Source organism: Streptomyces sp. NBC_01669 (assembly GCF_026339735.1).
In the GTDB taxonomy this organism is placed as follows: Bacteria; Actinomycetota; Actinomycetes; order Streptomycetales; family Streptomycetaceae; genus Streptomyces; species Streptomyces yanii.
This window is the reverse complement of the sequence record NZ_JAPEQG010000001.1, coordinates 1,697,234-1,716,601: the sequence shown is the minus strand read 5'-3', so window position 1 is coordinate 1,716,601 and position 19,368 is coordinate 1,697,234. Positions and strand designations below refer to the sequence as shown.

General features: G+C 70.4%; 15 protein-coding genes and 3 pseudogenes. 7 read left to right on the top strand and 11 right to left on the bottom strand.

The window, feature by feature from the left end; translation table 11 throughout:
- The first annotated feature begins 204 nt into the window (after positions 1-204).
- Entirely contained in the window at positions 205-948 is a 744-nt protein-coding gene (locus tag OG972_RS07620; RefSeq protein ID WP_266979460.1) for a class I SAM-dependent methyltransferase, read from the top strand.
- A gap of 295 nt (positions 949-1,243) precedes the next feature.
- Positions 1,244-2,173 carry a trans-aconitate 2-methyltransferase gene (locus OG972_RS07615; protein ID WP_266990328.1) on the top strand — a complete coding sequence of 310 codons (930 nt, stop codon included), beginning with the start codon at positions 1,244-1,246 and terminating at the stop codon, positions 2,171-2,173.
- 58 nt (positions 2,174-2,231) lie between these two features.
- Here OG972_RS07615 and OG972_RS07610 read toward each other — a convergent pair whose 3' ends face one another.
- Entirely contained in the window at positions 2,232-2,714 is a 483-nt protein-coding gene (locus tag OG972_RS07610; protein ID WP_266979458.1) for an RICIN domain-containing protein, read from the bottom strand.
- Positions 2,715-3,013: 299 nt separating this feature from the next.
- On the bottom strand, positions 3,014-3,850 hold the full coding sequence (locus tag OG972_RS07605; protein ID WP_266979456.1) for an aldo/keto reductase: 837 nt from the start codon (positions 3,848-3,850) through the stop codon (positions 3,014-3,016).
- Between the two features lie 410 nt (positions 3,851-4,260).
- On the opposite strand from OG972_RS07605, the pseudogene OG972_RS07600 reads away from it, so the two are divergent.
- Positions 4,261-4,562, top strand: a pseudogene (locus OG972_RS07600) (site-specific integrase); the annotation flags it as partial.
- Positions 4,563-4,685: 123 nt separating this feature from the next.
- Entirely contained in the window at positions 4,686-5,831 is a 1,146-nt protein-coding gene (locus OG972_RS07595; RefSeq protein ID WP_266979454.1) for a serine hydrolase, read from the top strand.
- A gap of 282 nt (positions 5,832-6,113) precedes the next feature.
- Here OG972_RS07595 and OG972_RS07590 read toward each other — a convergent pair whose 3' ends face one another.
- Positions 6,114-7,913 (bottom strand): long-chain fatty acid--CoA ligase, encoded by a 1,800-nt coding sequence (locus OG972_RS07590; protein ID WP_266979453.1) that lies wholly within the window; start codon positions 7,911-7,913, stop codon positions 6,114-6,116.
- A 300-nt stretch (positions 7,914-8,213) separates the two neighbouring features.
- Positions 8,214-9,125, bottom strand: a complete 912-nt coding sequence (locus OG972_RS07585; RefSeq protein WP_266990326.1) for a LysR substrate-binding domain-containing protein — start codon at positions 9,123-9,125, stop codon at positions 8,214-8,216.
- A gap of 108 nt (positions 9,126-9,233) precedes the next feature.
- On the opposite strand from OG972_RS07585, the gene OG972_RS07580 reads away from it, so the two are divergent.
- Complete coding sequence (locus tag OG972_RS07580; RefSeq protein WP_266979451.1) at positions 9,234-10,268, top strand: bile acid:sodium symporter family protein; 1,035 nt, start codon at positions 9,234-9,236, stop codon at positions 10,266-10,268.
- Positions 10,269-10,383: 115 nt separating this feature from the next.
- Here the strand turns inward: OG972_RS07580 and fdhD are convergent, their stop codons facing one another.
- The 4 genes and pseudogenes from fdhD to OG972_RS07565 form a co-directional block, all read right to left on the bottom strand.
- Positions 10,384-11,232: a formate dehydrogenase accessory sulfurtransferase FdhD gene (gene fdhD, locus OG972_RS07575; protein ID WP_266979449.1), complete on the bottom strand. Its 849-nt coding sequence runs from the start codon at positions 11,230-11,232 to the stop codon at positions 10,384-10,386.
- Positions 11,233-11,237: 5 nt separating this feature from the next.
- Positions 11,238-11,486: pseudogene (locus OG972_RS07570) on the bottom strand (Fe-S-binding domain-containing protein); the annotation flags it as partial.
- A gap of 10 nt (positions 11,487-11,496) precedes the next feature.
- Positions 11,497-11,664 (bottom strand): annotated as a pseudogene (locus OG972_RS49215) (molybdopterin-dependent oxidoreductase); the annotation flags it as partial.
- Positions 11,661-12,659, bottom strand: a complete 999-nt coding sequence (locus OG972_RS07565) for a 2-dehydropantoate 2-reductase (RefSeq protein ID WP_266979447.1) — start codon at positions 12,657-12,659, stop codon at positions 11,661-11,663. The gene OG972_RS07565 and the pseudogene OG972_RS49215, both read right to left, overlap by 4 nt.
- Before the next feature lie 211 nt (positions 12,660-12,870).
- On the opposite strand from OG972_RS07565, the gene OG972_RS07560 reads away from it, so the two are divergent.
- Both OG972_RS07560 and OG972_RS07555 read left to right on the top strand, forming a co-directional pair.
- Positions 12,871-13,827: a beta-ketoacyl-ACP synthase III gene (locus OG972_RS07560; RefSeq protein WP_266979444.1), complete on the top strand. Its 957-nt coding sequence runs from the start codon at positions 12,871-12,873 to the stop codon at positions 13,825-13,827.
- A 64-nt stretch (positions 13,828-13,891) separates the two neighbouring features.
- The gene (locus OG972_RS07555; RefSeq protein ID WP_266979443.1) at positions 13,892-14,569 is read left to right on the top strand and encodes a GntR family transcriptional regulator; all 678 of its coding nucleotides are present in this window, start codon (positions 13,892-13,894) and stop codon (positions 14,567-14,569) included.
- 416 nt (positions 14,570-14,985) lie between these two features.
- Here OG972_RS07555 and OG972_RS07550 read toward each other — a convergent pair whose 3' ends face one another.
- From OG972_RS07550 to OG972_RS07540, 3 genes are all read right to left on the bottom strand, one after another.
- Positions 14,986-15,669, bottom strand: a complete 684-nt coding sequence (locus tag OG972_RS07550) for a response regulator transcription factor (RefSeq protein ID WP_266979441.1) — start codon at positions 15,667-15,669, stop codon at positions 14,986-14,988.
- Positions 15,666-16,826 (bottom strand): sensor histidine kinase, encoded by a 1,161-nt coding sequence (locus OG972_RS07545; RefSeq protein ID WP_266979439.1) that lies wholly within the window; start codon positions 16,824-16,826, stop codon positions 15,666-15,668. The genes OG972_RS07550 and OG972_RS07545 overlap by 4 nt, the downstream gene beginning before the upstream one ends.
- 104 nt (positions 16,827-16,930) lie before the next feature.
- Positions 16,931-19,141, bottom strand: coding sequence for an MMPL family transporter (locus tag OG972_RS07540; RefSeq protein WP_266979437.1), 2,211 nt, complete (start codon positions 19,139-19,141; stop codon positions 16,931-16,933).
- Positions 19,142-19,368 lie beyond the last annotated feature (227 nt).

Sequence of the window (19,368 nt, the reverse complement as noted above, 5' to 3'; positions counted from 1 at the left end):
CTCCCGGCCGAGTCGGTGGCGATCCCGGACGCCGGCACACCACCGGTGCACGTGGGCTTCGGCAGCATGTGGGTCCCGAAGGGCAACACCCGGGTGGCCGTCGAGGCGATCCATGCGCAGGGCTGCCGCGCACCGATCTCCCGCGGCTGGGTCGACCTTGCTTTCTGCCCATCGATACCAGGCGGTTGTCCTACAGTCGCACTCATGTTGGATTATGACGCTGAGGCAGCTGCATACGACGCGACGCGCGGCGGCGTGCCCCGGGCGGAGGCGGCGGCCCGGGCGCTGCTCGGCCTGGTCCCGGAGTCCGCCCGCACACTGCTGGACATCGGCTGCGGTACGGGGCTGGTCACCGAGCGGATGGCGCTGGCCCGGCCCGCATTGCGGGTGCTGGGGACCGACGCCTCGTACGGCATGGCGCGGTTCGCGCGGCAGCGGATCGGCGCGGTGGCGCTGGCCGACGCGCGGCGGCTGCCGCTGCCCGCCGCCGCGGTCGACGCCGTGGGCACCGTCTGGCTGCTGCATCTGCTGCGGGGGGCGGGTGACGTGCGGGCGGTGGTCTCGGAGGCGGGACGGGTGCTGCGGCCCGGCGGCGTGTTCGTCACCACGGTCGACAAGGACGCCGCGCACGACGTGGGCAGCGACATCGATGAGCTGTTCGCCCCGTACCTGCGCCCGAGCCCGTCCGACCCCGAGGAACTGGTCGTCGCGTACGGGGCGGAGGCCGGGCTCGATGTGGTGGGGGAGAACCGATTCCTCGGACACGGGCAGGGGCGGACTCCGCAGCGTGCGGCGCGTGAGGTGCGTGCGGGCCACTTCGTCTCGCGTCTGGAGCTGCCGGGGGCGGCGGCCGACGATCTTGCGGCGGCGCTGCTGGCGCTGCCCGAGCCGGACCGGCCGCGCCGCGAGCCGGAGTACCGGCTGCTGGCGTTCCGGCGCAGGGGCTGACATCCGGCGGGATCGGGGGTGGGGGTCGTACTGCATCGACTGTGTCGCCCCGGGCATCATCCTGATGGCCGCCACCTCCGGAGCCCCGTCCACCGCGGCCGCCGTCTGCGTCGACATGACCGAAGGCATCGTCAACCGGTTCCGCACGATCTCGATCTCCTGGGCGTCCTTCCTGACCGGGCATGTCGTCGGCAGCGTGATCCAGACGATGGTCGGCATCGCCCCGAGGGGCTGCGGCTTGCCGAACCGGCAACAAAGTTCGCCACCTGCCCGAGGCCCGGGGAGGCTTGTCCGCATGACGAAGCACGCCGATCACGGCCCTCACCACGACAGCGCCCACGGTCGGCACGACCGCACCGGGCACAGTCACCACCACGACACCACCGACTTCGACTGGGACGTCTTGGGCCCGCTGCTGGAGCAGAACGGCGAGCTCAGCAGTCCCCAGTACACGGCGGCGGCCCGCTGGATCGCCGGACTGCCCACCGCCCCGCAGGTACGCAGGGTCCTCGACATCGGCAGCGGACCCGGCGTGATCTCCTGCCTGCTCGCCGAGGAGTTCCCCGAGGCCGAGGTCGTCGCCGTGGACGGCACCGCGGCGCTCCTGGAGCGCACCCGGGCCCGCGCCGAACGCCTCGGACTCGGCGACCGCGTCCGTACCCTGCACGCGGAACTCCCCGACGGCTTGCCGAAGTTGGGAGAGGCAGACCTGATCTGGGCGGGCAACGCACTGCATCACATGGGAGACCAGCGCGCCGTCCTTGCCGGCTTCGCCGGACTGCTGCGCCCCGGCGGGACCATCGCCCTCGTCGAGGGCGGGCTGCCGACCCGCCAGCTTCCGCGCGACATCGGCATCGGCCGGCCCGGCCTGGAGGCCAGGCTCGACGCGATCCACGCGGAGTGGTTCGAGGAGATGCGCGCGGCGCTCCCGGACGCCAAGCAGGAGGTGGAGGACTGGAGCGCCCTGTTCACCGCGGTGGGGCTGGCCCCGCAGGGCACTCGCAGCTTCCTGCTCGACCTGCCCGCGCCCCTCTCCGGCCAGGCGCGCGACCAGGTCATCGCCGAATTCGCCCGCCGTCGCGAGGCGTTCGCCGAGGAGCTCGCCGCGGACGACCTCGCCACACTCGACCGGTTGCTCGACCCCGAGGACCCCGCCGGACTGCACCAGCGCCCCGACCTCTTCCTGCTGACGGCGCGCACGGTCCACCTGGGCCGACGCGCCTGAGAGGAGCTCACAGAGGAGCTCTCAGAATGCGAGCCGGGCGCCCCTTGTGTGAGCTCCTCTAAGGGGTGTCCGGCACCGGCTCCAACTGCCACCACTGGCCGGGGGCGTCGGTGTCCTCCCACTGCTGCACATCGGCGCCGTCCGCCGTGGAGCCGTCGGCCACTTCCAGGACGAGTCCGCTGATGAAACTGACCAGCGTCACGGTTCCCGGCGCATCCAGGTGCTGTTCGATCAGCCACTCCTGGGCGCCGTAGTTGTTGGCCTTCCACTGCTGGATGTTGGCGCCGTTCTCCGTGGAGGCATTGGCGACGTCCAGTCGCTTGCCGCTGTGCGCATTGGTCAGGTGGTACAGCGCGGCGCCCTCGTGCACGGGGGAGAGCTGCCAGTGCTGGCCGCCCGCCCCCTCCTGCTTCTCCGCGCCCTGCTGCACCTTGGCGCCGCTGCCCCTGGCGGAGCCGTACACCTCCAGCAGCAGTCCGCTGCCCACATTGCGCAGCCGGTACAGACCCGGTGCGACGACGGGTGCGGTGTCCGCGCTCATGACGGTGTCTCCTCCGGGTTCACCCGCAGCAGACCGCCGCCCGACGGGGAGCCGGACGGCGGTCTGTGCGTGATTCGGTCTTCAGCGGTTGGGCTCAGAGCCTGTCGGGTGACCTCTGATCGGGCGGCCACGCCCTGGCACGCACGCTTCCCGCGTTGCCGAAATATCCTAGTAGCTCCTTCCCCAAGCTCTCAGCTTCGTTCGAGCAGGGGAGACCCCATCCGAGGACATCCCGCCGCCTTGGAATCGCACGCACCAGACCGCGTCCGCTATCCGATCGAAGGTCACCCGACAGGCTCTCAGGCGCCCAGGTTGAACTCGCCCGGGTTCGGGCCGAGGCGCTTGCCCTCGTCCAGCGCGGCGAACGCGGCCAGGTCGTCGGCGTCCAGCTCGAAGCCGAACACATCGATGTTCTCGGCGATCCGCGACGGCGTCACGGACTTCGGGATCACCACATTGCCCGTCTGGAGGTGCCAGCGGAGCACCGCCTGCGCGGGCGTGCGACCGTGCTTCTGGGCGATCGCGACGACCGTCGGGACCTCCAGGAGGCCCTTGCCCTGGCCCAGCGGGGACCATGCCTCGGTGGCGATGCCGTGCTGTGCGTGGAAGGCGCGCGACTCGGCCTGCTGAAGCTGCGGGTGCAGCTCGATCTGGTTGATCACCGGAACCACGGAGGTCTCGCCGAGCAGGCGCTCCAGGTGCTCCGGCAGGAAGTTGGAGACACCGATGGCCTTCGCGCGGCCGTCGGCGTAGATCTTCTCGAACGCCTTGTACGTGTCGACGTACGCGTCCTTGGCGGGCACCGGCCAGTGGATCAGGTACAGGTCGACATAGTCGAGACCGAGCTTGTCCAGCGAGGCGTCGAAGGCGCGCATCGTCGACTCGTAGCCCTGGTCGCCGTTCCACAACTTGGTGGTGACGAAGAGCTCTTCGCGGGGGACACCGGAGGCCGCGACGGCCTTGCCGGTGCCCTCCTCGTTCCCGTAGATCGCGGCGGTGTCGATGCTCCGGTACCCGGACTCGATAGCCGTCGCGACCGCCTTCGTGGCCTCGTCGTCCGGCACCTGCCAGACACCGAAACCGAGCTGCGGCATCTCGACGCCGTTGTTGAGGGTGAGGGAGGGGACCTGGCTCACGAGCGGTCGATCCTTTACGTCGTCGGTTGGTATTCGCATGGTCAACGATCAGGAGGCGTCATGCATTCCCTGCCGACCGGCCGTTCCGTACCCGTTCACCTGTCCCGCGCGGGACCGACACAAGCTGGGTTCGACAGTGCTCCGACCGCATTGGTCCGAGGTGTTGACCGGGACCCGTCATGGAGTAACTCGGGGGCGCCTCACTGAACTGCAGCCACACCCCACTCACCCTGAACCCCCACCTCAGGAGGGCTGGTACGGACGGCGCTCGATCGCGCGAAGACATCGGAGCACCACCGGTTCACAGGACTGCTGACCGCGACCTGCGTCGCACTGGTGCTCGATGCCGGTTTCACGGCACCGAGCACTGCTCCCAGGCAAGGGTCAAGGGCGCCCATTGTGTGAGCTCCTCCAAGGCCCGCCGCCGGCACCGGGCGTGCGAGGACTTCATGCCGGAATCGGATTGCCGGGACGCCGACACCGCCCGGCTGCTGCCCCCCTTGCCCAAGGGCCGCACCCGCGGACCGGTGTTCGTCACCCACCACCGGCCCGGTCCGGGGAGGGTCGTCAGCGTGCGCGACGTGTACCCGGACACCGGATTCGCCCGCCTCTCGTACGGCCGGCCCCGTGAACCGTACGCGGACGGGGTACGGGCAGGGACCTGCACGAGTATCCCCATTCCTCCCTGCCCCACCTCGGCGAGGCCGGGGCGGTCAAATCGTTCGTGCCGCGGCCGCACACCGCCGTACTGTGACCGGTCGACGACCGCGGGGCGCACGGGCACTGTCCTTGGCGGCCCCACGCGGAGCCACGATCACACGGAGGACGGGACACGGTGGGGCAGTGCAACGGATGGGCTGACGAGCGCTTCGGAGCCGTCGCCGACGCGTTCTCGCGGAACTTCGACGATTTCCCCGAACTCGGCGCAGCCGTCACGGTGTTTGTCGACGGACACAAGGTCGCGGACCTGTGGGGCGGGGTCGCGGACCAGCGGACCGGCCGACCGTGGGACCAGGACACCGTCCTACCGGTCTTCTCCTGCGCCAAAGGCATCGTGAGCCTGTGCGCCCACCTCCTCGCGCAGGAAGGACATCTCGACCTCGACGCCCCGGTGAGCCAGTACTGGCCCGGGTTCGCGCAGCACGGCAAGGAGTCCATCACCTGCCGCATGGTCCTCGGACACCGGGCCGGACTTCCCGCCCTCGACCGGGTACTCGGCTTCGAGGAGATCGCCGCCTGGACACCGGTGACCCGGGCCATCGAGGAGCAGAAGCCGCTGTGGGAGCCGGACACGGCATACGAGTACCACGGCCACGTCTTCGGCTTCCTCATCGGTGAGGTCATCCGGCGCATCACCGGGCTCACTCCGGGCGCATACTTCCGCCGTGCCGTGGGCGACCCGCTGGGACTACGGGCCTGGATCGGCCTGCCCACCGAGGAGACGGACGGCCGTGCCCGGCTCGTCGAGGCCGAGGGGCGGCCAGGGATGCCAGGGCCCGAGCATCTGCTCACCCGCATCGTGACGATGAACGGCGCCCTGGTCTTCCCCGGTCTCGACGAGCCGCGCGGCTGGAACGACCCGGCGTTGCTCGGCATGGAGCTGCCCGGAGCGGGTGCCACGGCGTCGGCGAGCGGCCTGGCCGGGCTCTACGCTGCGGCCGTGACCGGCATCGAGGGCCGGGAGCGGCTGCTCACACCGGACACCGTGACGGACGCGGTCCGCGAGGTGTCATCCGGCAAGGGGTGGTTGGGCTTCGACGCCGGGGCGCGCTGGGGCTCGGGCTTCCTGCTCGACTCGTCGGCCTTCCGGCCGATGCTGGGGGAGCGCAGTTTCGGCAACGACGGAGCAGGCGGCCAATTCGCCTTCGGCGACGACGAGTTCGGCGTGGGCTTCGCGTACATCGCCAACCGCATGATCGGTCACGGCGACGCCCGCGCGAACCGCCTGGCCGCGGCGGTGCGCACCTGCCTGGTCGGCTGACGTCCGCGTGCGGGCGGCCGCGCCGGCCCCCCGGGGCCTCCGCCGCGCACTCGCGATGCCACACCGACCGCGTACCACGTCGGAACGTACGGCCGGCTGTGCACGGCCACCAAGGTGCCGGGCCCGGACCAGCTCTGACTCTCCACCACCGACTGCGACAACAACGGAGGCGAACCGGACGGTGCGGACAAGCTGTTCCGCATCTCGATCACGCAGCGGGCTCTGTCCATGTGCCGTCCCGTCGGGGCGAGTTCACCTCCGGCGGGGCGGCACGGCCCTCTCTCAGCGGTACAGCGCGTCCACCTCGACCGCGTACGCCGTCTCGATTGCCTTCCGCTTCAGCTTCAGCGACGGGGTCAGCAGACCGTGTTCCTCGGTGAATTGATGCGCAAGGATCCGGAAGGTACGGATCGACTCGGCCTGCGACACCGCCGTGTTGGCGGCCACCACCGCCCGCCTGACCTCCATCTCCAGATACGGGTCCCGCACCAGGTCCGCCGCGTTCATCGGCGGCCGCCCCTGCATGGTGAGCCAGTGGTCCACGGACTCCTGGTCCACGGTCACCAGCGCCGCGATGTACGGCCGGTCGTTGCCGACCACGATGCACTGCGCCACCAGCGGATGGGCCCGCACCCGCTCCTCCAGACCGGCCGGCGACACACTCTTGCCGCCCGACGTCACCAGGATCTCCTTCTTCCGTCCGGTGATCGTCAGATAGCCGTCCTCGTCGAGCGCACCCAGGTCGCCGGTGGCCAGCCAGCCGTCGTGCAGCACCGCGGCGGTGGCCTTCGGGTTGCCCAGATAGCCGCCGAAGACATTGGCGCCGTACACCCACACCTCGCCGTCGTCGGCGATGTGCACGGTGGTGCCGGGGATCGGCTGCCCGACCGTGCCGTACCGGGTGCGCTCGGGCGGGTTGGCGGTGGCCGCCGCAGTGGACTCGGTCAGTCCGTACCCCTCGTACACCGTGACGCCCGCGCCCTCGAAGAACAGACCGAGCCGCCGCTCCATCCCCGAACCGCCCGACATGGCGTGCCGGACCCGGCCGCCCATCGCGTCGCGGACCTTCTTGTACACGACCTTGTCGAAGAACTGGTGCTGCATCCGCAGCCCCGCGGAAGGGCCGGGTCCGGTCCCGAACGCCCGGTGCTCCATCGCCTCCGCGTACTTCACCGCGACCTCGACGGCCTTGTCGAACGGTCCGACCCTGCCCTCCGCCTCGGCCTTGCGCCGGGCGCCGTTGAAGACCTTCTCGAAGATGTACGGAACCGCGAGGATGAAGGTCGGCCGGAACGACACCAGGTCCGGCATGAGCGCCTTCGCCGACAGCTCCGGCTGATGGCCCAGCTTCACCCGGCCGCGGACCGCCGTGACCTCGACCATCCGTCCGAAGACGTGCGCCAGCGGCAGGAAGAGGAGCGTAGCGGCCTCGTCGCCCGGCCTGGAGTGGAAGACCGACTCCCAGCGCGACGCCATCGTGTCCGTCTCGAACATGAAGTTGGCGTGCGTGATCACACAGCCCTTGGGGCGGCCCGTGGTGCCGGACGTGTAGATGACGGTCGCCACCGAATCGGGCGTCACCGCCCGCCGGTGCCGGTGCACCACCTCGTCCTCGATGTGCACGCCCGCCTCGACCAGCTCGGTCACCGCGTCCGAGTCCAGCTGCCAGAGCCGCTTGAGCTGGGGCAGCCGGTCGATCACCGAGGCGATCGTCATCGCATGGTCCTCGTGCTCGACCATGATCGCGGACACTTCGGCGTCGTGCAGCATCCAGAAGACCTGCTCGGCCGAGGACGTCGGATAGACCGGCACGGACTGGGCGCCGACCGTCCACAGCGCGAAGTCGAAGAGCGTCCACTCGTAACGGGTACGCGCCATCAGGGCGACCCGGTCGCCGAACCGGACACCGTGGGCGATCAGCCCCTTGGCGAGCGCGAGCACCTCGTCGCGGAACGTCGCCGCGGTGACATCACGCCAGCGTCCGTCCGCGTCCTTGCGGCCCAGCGCGACCCGGTGCGGATCCTCCTCCGCATAGTCGAAGACGGCATCAGCCAGCCCGCCTACCTGGGGCGCGATCGCCATGGGTGGGACAGTGAACTCGCGCAATGACCTGCTCCTTGTGGCGCTCCGCACAGCGCCGTGACGCTACCCCACCGGTTGGCGCGGCGGGAGGGCCCGGAACGACCGGAAAGCGTGCCATCTGCACAGGTCAGCCACAGATATCCGGCCAGATGGGCCAGGCTCGGGCGTGCTTCTGACGGTGGAGTAAGTAGCTCGCGCCGGAATCTCCACCGAATCTGTACGCCTCGGCCACTCCCGTCGTGACGGTCAGGGGGGGGGTGTTCGGTACCTGCTGCCCATCCTCCCCGCGCACGCGTGCGGTCATGCGCCGTCGCGGCCGCTGATCGCGTTGATCCCGCCGATGCCACGGATCAGCCGGTCGCCGCCCGCCAGGATCGCCGCCGCGAGCGCGTCCGCCGCCTCCTGCGCCGCGTCGCGGCGGCGGCCGTGCAGCAGGACGAAATCCACGTCGCCGAGTTCCGGCAGCCCCGCCCTGGCCGGTACGGGAGTCAGTCCCGGCGGGATGAGCCCGCGGGTGTGAGCCATCACGCCGAGACCGGCGTGGGCCGCTGCGACGAGTCCGCTGAGGCTCGTACTCGTGCAGGCGACCCGCCAGGACCGGCCGTGCTCCTCCAGCACTTCCAGAGCGCGGGCCCGGGTGAGGCCCGGCGGCGGGAAAAGGATCAGCGGCACCGGGCGGTCCGGGTCGATCCGCAGGTGCGGTGCGCCGATCCAGGTCAGGGCGTCCTGCCAGACCAGTTCGCCGTGCGTGTCACCGGTCCGCCGCTTGGCGAGGACGAGATCGAGCCGTCCCGCCGCCAGCTGCCGGTGCAGCGTCCCCGACAGCTCGACCGTCAGCTCCAGCTCGACCTCCGGATGGTCGCGGCGGAACGACTCCAGAATCTCCGGCAGCCGGGTCTGCACGAAGTCCTCGGACGCCCCGAACCGCAGCCGCCCGCGCAGCCGCGTCCCGGTGAAGAACGCCGCGGCCCGCTCGTGGGCCTGCAGGATCGTCCGCGCGAAGCCGAGCATCGCCTCACCGTCCACGGTGAGATCGACCCGGTGCGTGTCCCGGGTGAACAACTGGCGCCCCGTCGCGTCCTCCAGCCGCCGCACATGCTGACTCACCGTGGACTGCCGCACGCCCAGCCGACGGGCGGCCTGGGTGAAGCTCAGCGTCTGGGCGACGGCCAGAAAGGTACGGAGCTGTGCAGGATCGTACATAGCGCCCAGGCTATCGCGAATCATGATGACAGTGAGAGCGGTATGCCGGATTCCCGATCGCGGTGATCAAGAGCAGGATGGGGAGGGCACGATCTGAACGAGAGACACGTGGAGCACATGAGCCGCCGCACCTTCAAGCTGCCGATCGACCCGTACATCCTGGCGCTGATCGGCACCGTCGTGCTCGCGGCGCTGCTGCCCGCATCGGGGGCCGCCGCGGACGTCGCCGACGGTGCGTCGACCGGAGCGGTCGCCCTCCTCTTCTTCCTGTACGGCGCCCGCCTCTCGACCGCCGAGGCGCTCGACGGCCTCAGGCACTGGCGGCTCCACCTCACCGTCCTGATCTGCACCTTCGTCGCGTTCCCGCTGCTGGGACTGGCGGGCAAGGGGCTGGTTCCGTACGTCCTGACCCCGCAGCTCTACAGCGGCTTCCTCTTCCTCTGCCTCGTCCCGTCGACCATCCAGTCGTCGATCGCCTTCACCTCGATCGCCCGCGGCAACGTGCCGGCGGCGATCTGCGCGGGCTCCTTCTCCTCGATCGCCGGGATCTTCCTCACCCCGCTGCTCGCCGCAGCACTGCTCGGCAACAGCGGCGGCGGATTCTCGGCCGACGCGCTGCTGAAGATCGGGCTCCAGCTGCTGCTCCCGTTCATCGCCGGCCAGCTGCTGCGCCGCTGGATCGGCGGCTTCCTCACCCGCCACAAGAAGGTCCTCGGCTATGTCGACCGCGGCTCGATCCTGCTGGTCGTCTATGCGGCGTTCAGCGAGGGAATGGTCGCCGGCATCTGGCACCAGGTCACTCCGGCGAGGCTCGGTGCGCTGCTCGCAGCCGAAGCGGTGCTGCTCGCGCTGATGCTCGCGCTGACCTGGTTCGGGGCGAAGCGGCTCGGCTTCGACCGAGGAGACCGGATCGCCATCCAGTTCGCCGGTTCGAAGAAGAGCCTGGCGTCCGGGCTCCCGATGGCCAGCGTGCTCTTCGGGGCGCACGCGAGCCTCGCCGTGCTGCCCCTGATGCTCTTCCACCAGATGCAGTTGATGGTGTGCGCGGTGATCGCGAAGCGGCGCTCGCGGGATCCGCAGGACGAACTCCGGGAGAGCCCGGGGACTCCGGCGAGCGGTCCGGTGGCGCAGACGCGCGTCCCGGTGGGCTGACGCGCTCGCCCCAACCCGAAGGCGCCGATGGCGGACGCCACGGGGGCGGGACCGGCCGGCGCAGGGGGCGCTCCCCGCCGGCCGGACCCCTGACCCGTGTCACGGGCCGGGCACCTCAGCCCTGGCCGACCGTCGCCTCCAGGGCGATGCGGTGCTCACCCGCGTACACGTTCATGGACGGACCCCGCAGAAATCCGACCAGGGTCAGTCCGGTCTCCGCCGCCAGATCCACGGCGAGCGACGACGGCGCCGAGACTGCGGCGAGCATCGGGATCCCGGCCATCACCGCCTTCTGGGCCAGCTCGAACGAGGCCCGCCCCGACACCAGCAGAATCGCCCGGGACAGCGGCAGCCGGTTGTCGGTCAGGGCCCGGCCGACAAGCTTGTCGACCGCGTTGTGCCGACCGACGTCCTCCCGGATGTCGAGCAGTTCCCCGGTCTCGGAGAACAGCGCCGCCGCATGCAGGCCCCCGGTCCGGTCGAAGACCCGCTGCGACTCGCGGAGCCGGTCGGGGAGGCCCGAGAGCAGTGCGGGCTCGACCCGGACCGGGGGAGTGTCGGCGATCGGGTGCCGGGTGGTGGTGCGGACCGCGTCGAGGCTCGCCTTGCCGCACAGCCCGCAGGACGAGGTCGTGTAGACGTTGCGTTCGAGTGTGATGTCGGGGACCTGCACGCCGGGCGCGAGCTTCACATCCACCACGTTGTAGGTGTTCACGCCGTCCGCCGTCGCTCCCGCGCAGTACACGATCGACTGCACCTCGGAGCCGTCACCGATCACGCCCTCGCTGACCAGGAAGCCCGCCGCCAGCGCGAAGTCGTCGCCAGGCGTGCGCATCGTGATGGCGAGCGGTCTGCCGTTCAGCCGGATCTCCAGGGGCTCCTCGGCGACGAGGGTGTCGGGGCGTGCGGAGACCGCTCCGTCCCGGATGCGGATGGTGCGGCGGCGCTCGGTGACCCGTCCCATGGCGGTTAAACCCGATTCTGTACGTGTTGGAAGCCGAAGCGGCCCTTGATGCAGAGGTTGCCGTGGGCCACCGGGTTGTCGTGCGGAGAGGTGACCTTGACGATCTCATTGTCCTGCACATGGAGTGTGACGCTGCAGCCGACACCGCAGTAGGCGCAGACGGTGGTGGTTTCCGTCCGGGCCGGCTCGTCCCAGGTCCAGGCCGCCCGCATGTCGAATTCGGTCTTGAAGGAGAGCGCCCCGGTGGGGCACACCAGCATCGCGAAAGGCGTCGGGACCGTACGCGTCGCGCGTCCGCCGGAAGCCGCCCGCCGCGCGTTCCGGTGCCTCGTCCCACCTCGCCTGTCGCAGCGTGCCGTTCGCGTCCCTCACGAGGGGATGCGTCAGCCGCTCGTACTGCTTCTGCTGCCGTCGGCGGCGGTTGTCACTCATGGTGCGCTCCCTGCTGTGGCCGTGGTGGCCGAGGAGGTGGTGGCGAGGAGATCGGCGAGCGCGTGCACGGCGCGCAGCGTCGGAACGGGCACCCCGGCCAGATCGGCCAGTTCGACGACGGCCGCGAGCAGCACATCGAGTTCGAGTGGTTTGCCCTTCTCCAGATCCTGGAGGGTGGAGGTCTTGTGGTCGCCGACGCGTTCGGCCCCCGCGATGCGCCGCTCCACGGAGATCTCGGGGCGGCAGCCGACAGCGGCCGCGACAGCGAGGGTCTCGCGCATCATCGACCCGACAAGGGCCCGGGTGTCCGGATGGCGGCAGATCTGCCCCATGGTGGCCCGCGCGAGCGCACTGATCGGGTTGAAGGAGATGTTGCCGATCAGCTTGATCCAGATGTCGTTGCGCAGATCCGGCTCGACGGGGCACTTGAGCCCGCCCGCGACCATGGCCTCACTGAAGTCGTGGCAGCGCTGCGACACGGTCCGGTCCGGCTCGCCGATCGAGAACCGGGTGCCTTCGAGGTGGCGCACGACACCGGGTGCCTCGATCTCGGTGGCCGCGTACACGACACACCCGATGGCGCGCTCGGGCGGCAGTGTGGCGCTGACCGTGCCCGCCGGGTCGACGCTGTCGATACGCCGGCCGGCGTGCGGGCCCGACAGGCCGTGGAAATACCACCAAGGGATGCCGTTCTGAGCGGCGATCAGGGCGGTGCGGTCGTGCAGCAGCGGATGGACCAGCGGGCCCGACGCCGCGTACGAGTTGGCCTTGAGCCCGAGGAACACATAGTCGACGGGCCCGACCTCCGACGGATCGTCGGTGGCAGCCGGACGCGCGGTGAAGTCGCCGCGCGGACTGAGGACGCGGACGCCGTCCCGCCGCATCGCGGCCAGGTGCGGCCCGCGGGCGATGAGATGGACCTCGGCGCCGGCGCGGTGGAGCGCGGCCCCGACATAGGCGCCGATCGCACCGGCGCCGACAACTGCGACTTTCACGGGGCTCTCCGTTCGGTAAGGGACCGAGCGAGGGAACAGGAGACGATGTCAAGTCGACAGAATATTGTCTACAGTATGTGTTCAGTCGGGTCAAGGGTTGTCAAGCCTCCAAGGCCAGGCCGCTAATCCTGTGGGATCACGTGCCCCCGTACCGGACGGTAGCCACCAAGACTGGATAGTTCCTGCCATACGTAGCGAGGGGAACCTCTACATGACCGGCTCACGTGTCGTGGCGCTCGGCCACTATCAGCCCGCCAAGGTGCTCACCAATGACGACCTGGCGGCCATGGTCGACACCAGCGACGAGTGGATCACCAGTCGCGTCGGGATCAAGACCCGCCATGTGGGAGGCCCTGGCGAGCCGGTGGACGAGATGGCCGCGCATGCGGCGGCCAAGGCGCTCGCCACGGCCGGTCTCGACCCCGCCGCCATCGATCTGGTCCTCGTCGCGACCTCCACGGCGATCGACCGTTCGCCCAGCATGTCCGCGCGCGTGGCCGCCCGACTCGGCATGGCTTCGCCCGCCGTCATGGACATCAACGTGGTCTGCTCCGGCTTCACCCACGCCCTCGCCACCGCCGACCATGCGATCCGGGCAGGCGCCGCGACCCGTGCGCTGGTGATCGGCGCCGACAAAATGGCCGACATCGCCGACTGGACCGACCGCTCCACCTGTGTCCTGCTCGGCGACGGTGCGGGCGCCGCGGTCGTGGTCGCGGACCCGCGGGGCGACGCGGACGCCGCGCCCGGAATCGGCCCCGTGCTCTGGGGTTCGGTGCCGGAGATGGGCCGCGCGGTCCGGATCGAGGGGACGCCGCCGCGCTTCGCCCAGGAGGGGCAGTCCGTCTACCGCTGGGCCACCACCCAGCTGCCGCCCATCGCGCGCAAAGTGTGCGAAAAGGCAGGAGTCGCCCCCGAGGATCTCGCCGCGGTGGTACTGCATCAGGCCAATCTGCGGATCATCGAACCGGTCGCCAGGAAGATCGGTGCGGTCAACGCGGTCATCGCCCGGGATGTCGTGGATTCCGGCAATACATCCGCCGCTTCGATCCCCATGGCCCTGTCGAAACTGGTGGAACGCGGCGAGGTCGACAGCGGCGCTCCGGCACTGCTTTTCGGGTTCGGCGGGAACCTCTCGTACGCGGGTCAGGTGATCCGCTGCCCCTGACCCCCATGGTGCTCGGTAGACTGTAGACGATAAGCAATTGCTCGTCGCCCGGAGGGGGACCGCGATGTTGTCCACAGGACTGCCGCAGGGGGCCGTGCCGAAGCTGGAACGGCCCGGTCCGCTGCGTGAGCGCGTCTATGAGGCGCTGCTCGAACTGATCACCACGCGTGCGCTCCGCCCAGGCCAGCATCTGGTCGAGAGCGAGCTGGCGGGGCACCTCGGTGTGTCCCGGCAGCCGGTGCGCGAGGCATTGCAGCGGCTGAACACCGAGGGCTGGGTCGATCTGCGTCCCGCTCAGGGTGCGTTCGTCCATGAACCCACCGAGGAGGAGGCGGACCAACTGCTCTCGGTCCGCACCCTGCTGGAGGCCGAGGCTGCCCGGCTGGCCGCGGCCAACTCCGGCACGGCCGGCATCGCCGCCCTCGAGGAGCTCTGTGCCAGGGGTGAGCAGGCCGTTGCCGACGACGATGTGGATCTCGCCGTCGCCACCAATGCCGCCTTCCATGCCAAGGTCATGGAGCTGGCGGGCAATGTGGTGCTCGCCGAGCTCGCCGGACAGGTCGACCGCCGGGTCCGCTGGTACTACACACCGGTGGCCCGCCGGCGCGGCACCCAGTCCTGGATCGAACACCGCTCGCTGATCGCGGCGATCTCCTCGCGGGACGAGCAGCGGGCCACCGAGATCATGCGGGCGCACACGGAGCACACACGCAAGACGTACCACCAGCGCGAAGAGGGCTAGCGCGCGGCCGGACAAGCCGGACCGTTCGAACGGTTCGTCAAGGTTCGGACGGATCGTGGTCGTAACGGGTCGAAGTCGTAACGGGTCGTCCAGGAAGGGTCGGGGCTCCGAGCCCCGGCCCTCCTCTGCGTTCCGCACCGGACCGCCGCCCTGCCCGTGGACCCGTGGTCCCGCCCCGGCTCGCCCGCTGGTCCGTACCCGGATGGCGCCGGCGATCACCGCGGAGTACAGGGGCCGTGTGGTCGCGCGTATCGCCGCTGCCCCCGGTCGACCAGCACGGCACAACCCTGCCGACGCTGTGGTGATGGCCACTGCGGTCCGCAGGCTTCTCCGCGAGGCTCGTTGCGCCGGTGGTGTCTTGATCCATTCTGCGCCGACGTGTGCGGGAGGAATGGCGGTGGACGGCCCGTCGGCGTTCAGTGCGGTGGCGGCGGCGTGGGCTGTACGAGGCCGGACTGGTAGGCGATGACGACCAGTTGGGCGCGGTCCCGCGCGTGGAGCTTGGCCATGGCGCGCTGGACGTGGGTGCGCACGGTCAGCGGGCTGAGGACGAGCATGCCGGCGATCTCGGCGTTGGACTTCCCCTCGGCGGCCAGAGCCATCACCTCGCGCTCGCGGGGGGTGAGAACGGCGAGGCGTTCGGGCGGCACCAGGTGGCTGCCGGGTTCGGGTGTGGCGAGGAAGCGGGCGATGAGGGAGCGCGTGGCAGGCGGGGAGAGCAGGGAGTCGCCGGAGGCCACGGTGCGGATGCCGGCGAGGAGTCCGTCCGCGTCCACGTCCTTGCCGAGAAAGCCGCTCGCGCCGGCGCGCAGTGCCCGGGCGACGTACTCGTCGGTCTCGAACGTGGTGAGGATGAGGACGCGGGTGCCGGACAGGTCCGGATCGGCGCAGAGCGCGGTGGTCGCGGCCAGGCCGTCGATGCCGGGCATGCGGATGTCCATGAGGACGAGGTCGGGACGGTGGGTGCGGGTGAGCTCGACCGCTTCCCTGCCGTCGGCGGCTTCGGCGACCACGTCCATGTCGTCACAGGAGTCGATCAGCATGCGGAAGGTCGCCCGGAGGAGGGCTTGGTCGTCGGCGAGCAGGACGCGGATGGTCATGCGATGAAGCCCTCTTCCGGGTTCCGGGGGTGCAGTGGCAGTTGGGCGGTGACGTGGAAGCCGCCTTCGGACCGGTGGCCGGCGTGCAGGTGACCGCCGACGGAATGGGCGCGTTCACGCATGCCGATGAGACCGAATCCGCCGCTCCGGGCCGCAGTGGTTCGGGCTGTGGCCTCTCCGTCGTCGGTGATCGTGACGGTCAGCCTGTCGCGGGTGTAGTCGAGCTGTACGTGCGCCGCGTGTGCGGTGGCGTGTTTGGTGACGTTGGTGAGTGCTTCCTGCACGATCCGGAACGCCGTCAGGTCCACTGCCGGCGAGAGCCGCTGTTCCTCGCCCTCGGAGGTGACGGTGACGATGAGCCCGGCGGATGCGAACGAGTCGGTGAGATCGGCGAGCTGCGCGAGGCCGGGGGCCGGTGCCAGCGCGTCGGTGTCGTCCGCCTGGCGCAGGAGGCCGACGGTGGCCTTGAGTTCTCGCAGCGCCGATGAGGTGGTGCCGACCAGGTCCGCAAGGATCGTCTGCGCCTGCTCGGGGTGGATGCGCGCCAGGTGCGCGGCCGTACCGGCCTGGGCGTGGGCCAGCGTCAAGTGGTGGGCGACGGCATCGTGCAGTTCGCGGGCGATACGCATGCGCTCGGCGTGTGCGGCACGGGCCTGTACGACCTCCAGATAGGCGCGGCGCAGCTGGACGGCGCTGCCGAGCACTGCCGACAGCAGAATCCAGGCGGTGGGGTTGATCGTCCTGAGGATGAGCGGCTGGTCACCTCGGGTGGCGAGCAGCGTCGTCGCCGTCAGCAGCGCGGCGATGGTGAGCGTGTAGGCGCTGGTGATCGTCCGGTCGGCGCCGACGGCCAGCCGGTAGAGCGCCACCATGACCGGTCCCAGCAGCAGGGGGGTGAGCAGGAATCCCGGCACGCCCGTGGCCACGGCGCAGACCGCGGTCACCACGACGACAGTGCGGGGGTGGCTGCGGTTCCACAGCAGGGACGCGCAGCCGACGGCCGAGAACAGCACGGCGATCCACCACTCGGCCCGGATGGCGGGCTCCATGCCGCTGATCACGCTTCCCGGGACGGAGACGACGAACAGCAGCAGGGCCACCGCCGCGTCGACGCCGCGGGGATGGTCATTCGCGTATCGCTGCCAGTTGGTCATCATCGAATTCTCCGGTCCGGTAGATCCATGGTGGGCGACGCGGGCGCCGAGCAGCCAACGAGGGCCGCCCGTGTTCTCCACGGGCGGCCCTGCGGTGGGTGCGGCGGTCAGATGCTGACCGACTCCCGGTCGGCCGCCTCGGCCTGCGCCGGGGCGACTGCGGACCGCCGGCTGAGAGCCTCACCTTCCACGTCGACGCGGGGCAGCAGCTTGTCCAGCGGGCGGGGCAGCCACCACGCCGCCTTGCCGAGCAGGGCGAGCACGGCGGGGACGAACGCCATGCGGACGACGAACGCGTCGAACAGGACGGCCGTGGCCAGACCGAACCCGATCGTCTTGATCATGGATTCGCCGGCGCCGATGAACCCCGAGAAGACGGCCATCATGATGAGCGCGGCCGCTACCACGACGCGGGCGCTGTACCGGAAACCGGTGACGACCGCCTGGCCGGGCCGGTCTCCGTGGACGTACGCCTCCCGCATGCGGGCGACCAGGAAGACTTCGTAGTCCATGGCGAGACCGAAGACGATGCCCACCAGGAAGATCGGCATCAGGCTCATGATCGGGCCGGTCTGCTCGACGCCGAGGAGGCCGGCGCCCCAGCCCCACTGGAAGACCGCGACGACCGAGCCGAGAGCGGCCAGCACCGACAGGAGGAAGCCGAGGGCCGCCTTGATCGGTACGAGCACGGAGCGGAAGACCACCATCAGGAGCAGGATGGCCAGACCCACCACGACCGCGAGGTAGGGGATCAGCGCGTCCTGGACCTTCTGGGCGACGTCGATGTTCATCGCTGTGGTGCCGGTGACATCGAAGGTCACTCCGGTGGCGGACGTGACCGCGGGGCGTTCGGTGCGGATGGTGTGGACGAGGTCCTTGGTCTTCTCGGTGCTCGGCCCGGCGGCCGGGACGGCGGAGAATACCGCGGTGTCACCGGCGGGGTTGAACCGCGCCGGTGAGACGGAGACGACTCCTTCGGTGGCGCCGATCTTCTGCTCGATCGTCGTCACCGCGGCCTTCGCGTCGTCGGCACCCTTGGCGTCCACGACGATGGTCAGGGGCCCGTTGAAGCCGGGACCGAAGCCGTCGGCGAGCGCGTCGTAGGCGCGGCGCTCCGTGGTCGAGGTGGGTTTGGCCTCGTCTCCGGGCATGCCCAGCTGCAGATCCATCACCGGCAGCGCGAGTGCCCCCAGACCCGCGACCGACGCGAGGAGTACGGGGACGGGGCGGCGCAGGACGAACCGGGCCCAGCGGCTGCCTCCGTTGTGCTCGCCGCCTTCCTTGCTCCTCCCGCGCTTCCGGACGGAGCGCGACAGCACCGTACGCGGCCAGAAGCCGAGCAGGGCCGGGACCAGCGTCAGCGCGATGACGACGGAGATGACGACCGCCCCTGCGGCGGCGAGGCCCATCGTGGTCAGCATCGGGATACCGACCACCGAGAGCCCGGCCAGTGCGATGACGACGGTGAGCCCGGCGAAGACGACCGCCGACCCGGCGGTGCCGGCCGCCAGACCCGCCGCCTCCTGGGGTACGTGTCCCTTGGCCCGCTCCTCCCGGTAGCGGGAGACGATGAACACGGCGTAGTCGATGCCGCACGCGAGGCCGAGCATCGTGGCCAGGGTGCCGGTCGTCGCGGACAGGCCCAGGGCACTGCCCAGGGCGAGAATCGACGCCATGCCGACACCGACGCCGATGATCGCGGTCAGCAGCGGCAGCCCGGCGGCGGCCAGTGAACCGAAGGTCATCAGCAACACCACGGCGGCGATGGCGATGCCAATCCCCTCGGCCCCTCCGCCCGCCGCTGGCTGGGTCGCCAGCGCGGTTCCGCCGACCTCGACGGTCAGGCCCGCGTCCCGGGCCTCCTGCAGGGCGTCCTCCAGCTTCTGCTTGCTCGCGTCGGTGAGGTCGTCGGCCTTCACCTTGTAAGTGACGGTCGCGTACGCCGTGGAGGCGTCCTTGCTCACCGAATGCGCCTGGAAGGGGCTCACCGCACCGGCGACCTGAGCCCCGTCGGCCGCCTCGACCACGGTCTTCTCGATGGCCGACCGGTTCCCGGCCGCGGTGACCTTCTGACCGTCGGGAGCGACGAAGACGACCCGGGCGCTCGCCCCGTCGGCCATCGACCCGGGGAAGCGCTGCTCCATCAGGTCGAATGCCTTCTGGGACTCGATGCCCGGCATGGAGGACCCCTCGTCGGGGGCGGCGGGAGCTGTGACGGCGCCGAAGCCGACAGCGCCCAGCACCGCCGCCCACAGCAGGGCGACGTACCAGCGCCGCCGGAAGGCCAGACGGCCCAGTCGATAGAGAAAAGCAGCCACGGGCAGGGGTCTCCACATCTGAATCTCGGATACCTCCCCAGGTTCTCCGGGCACGGCCCGTCCCGTCGTCGTGCGCCTGCCGACAATCCCGCTACTGAAATCGCAGTACATGTGCTCCGGCACGTCCCCGACGGGCATGACAGGGCACTCCTCCTGCCACCCGCCGGTGCCCTCCTCCTGCACATCGAAGGGCAGGTCCTGCCCGACATTCACACATATCGATGTTC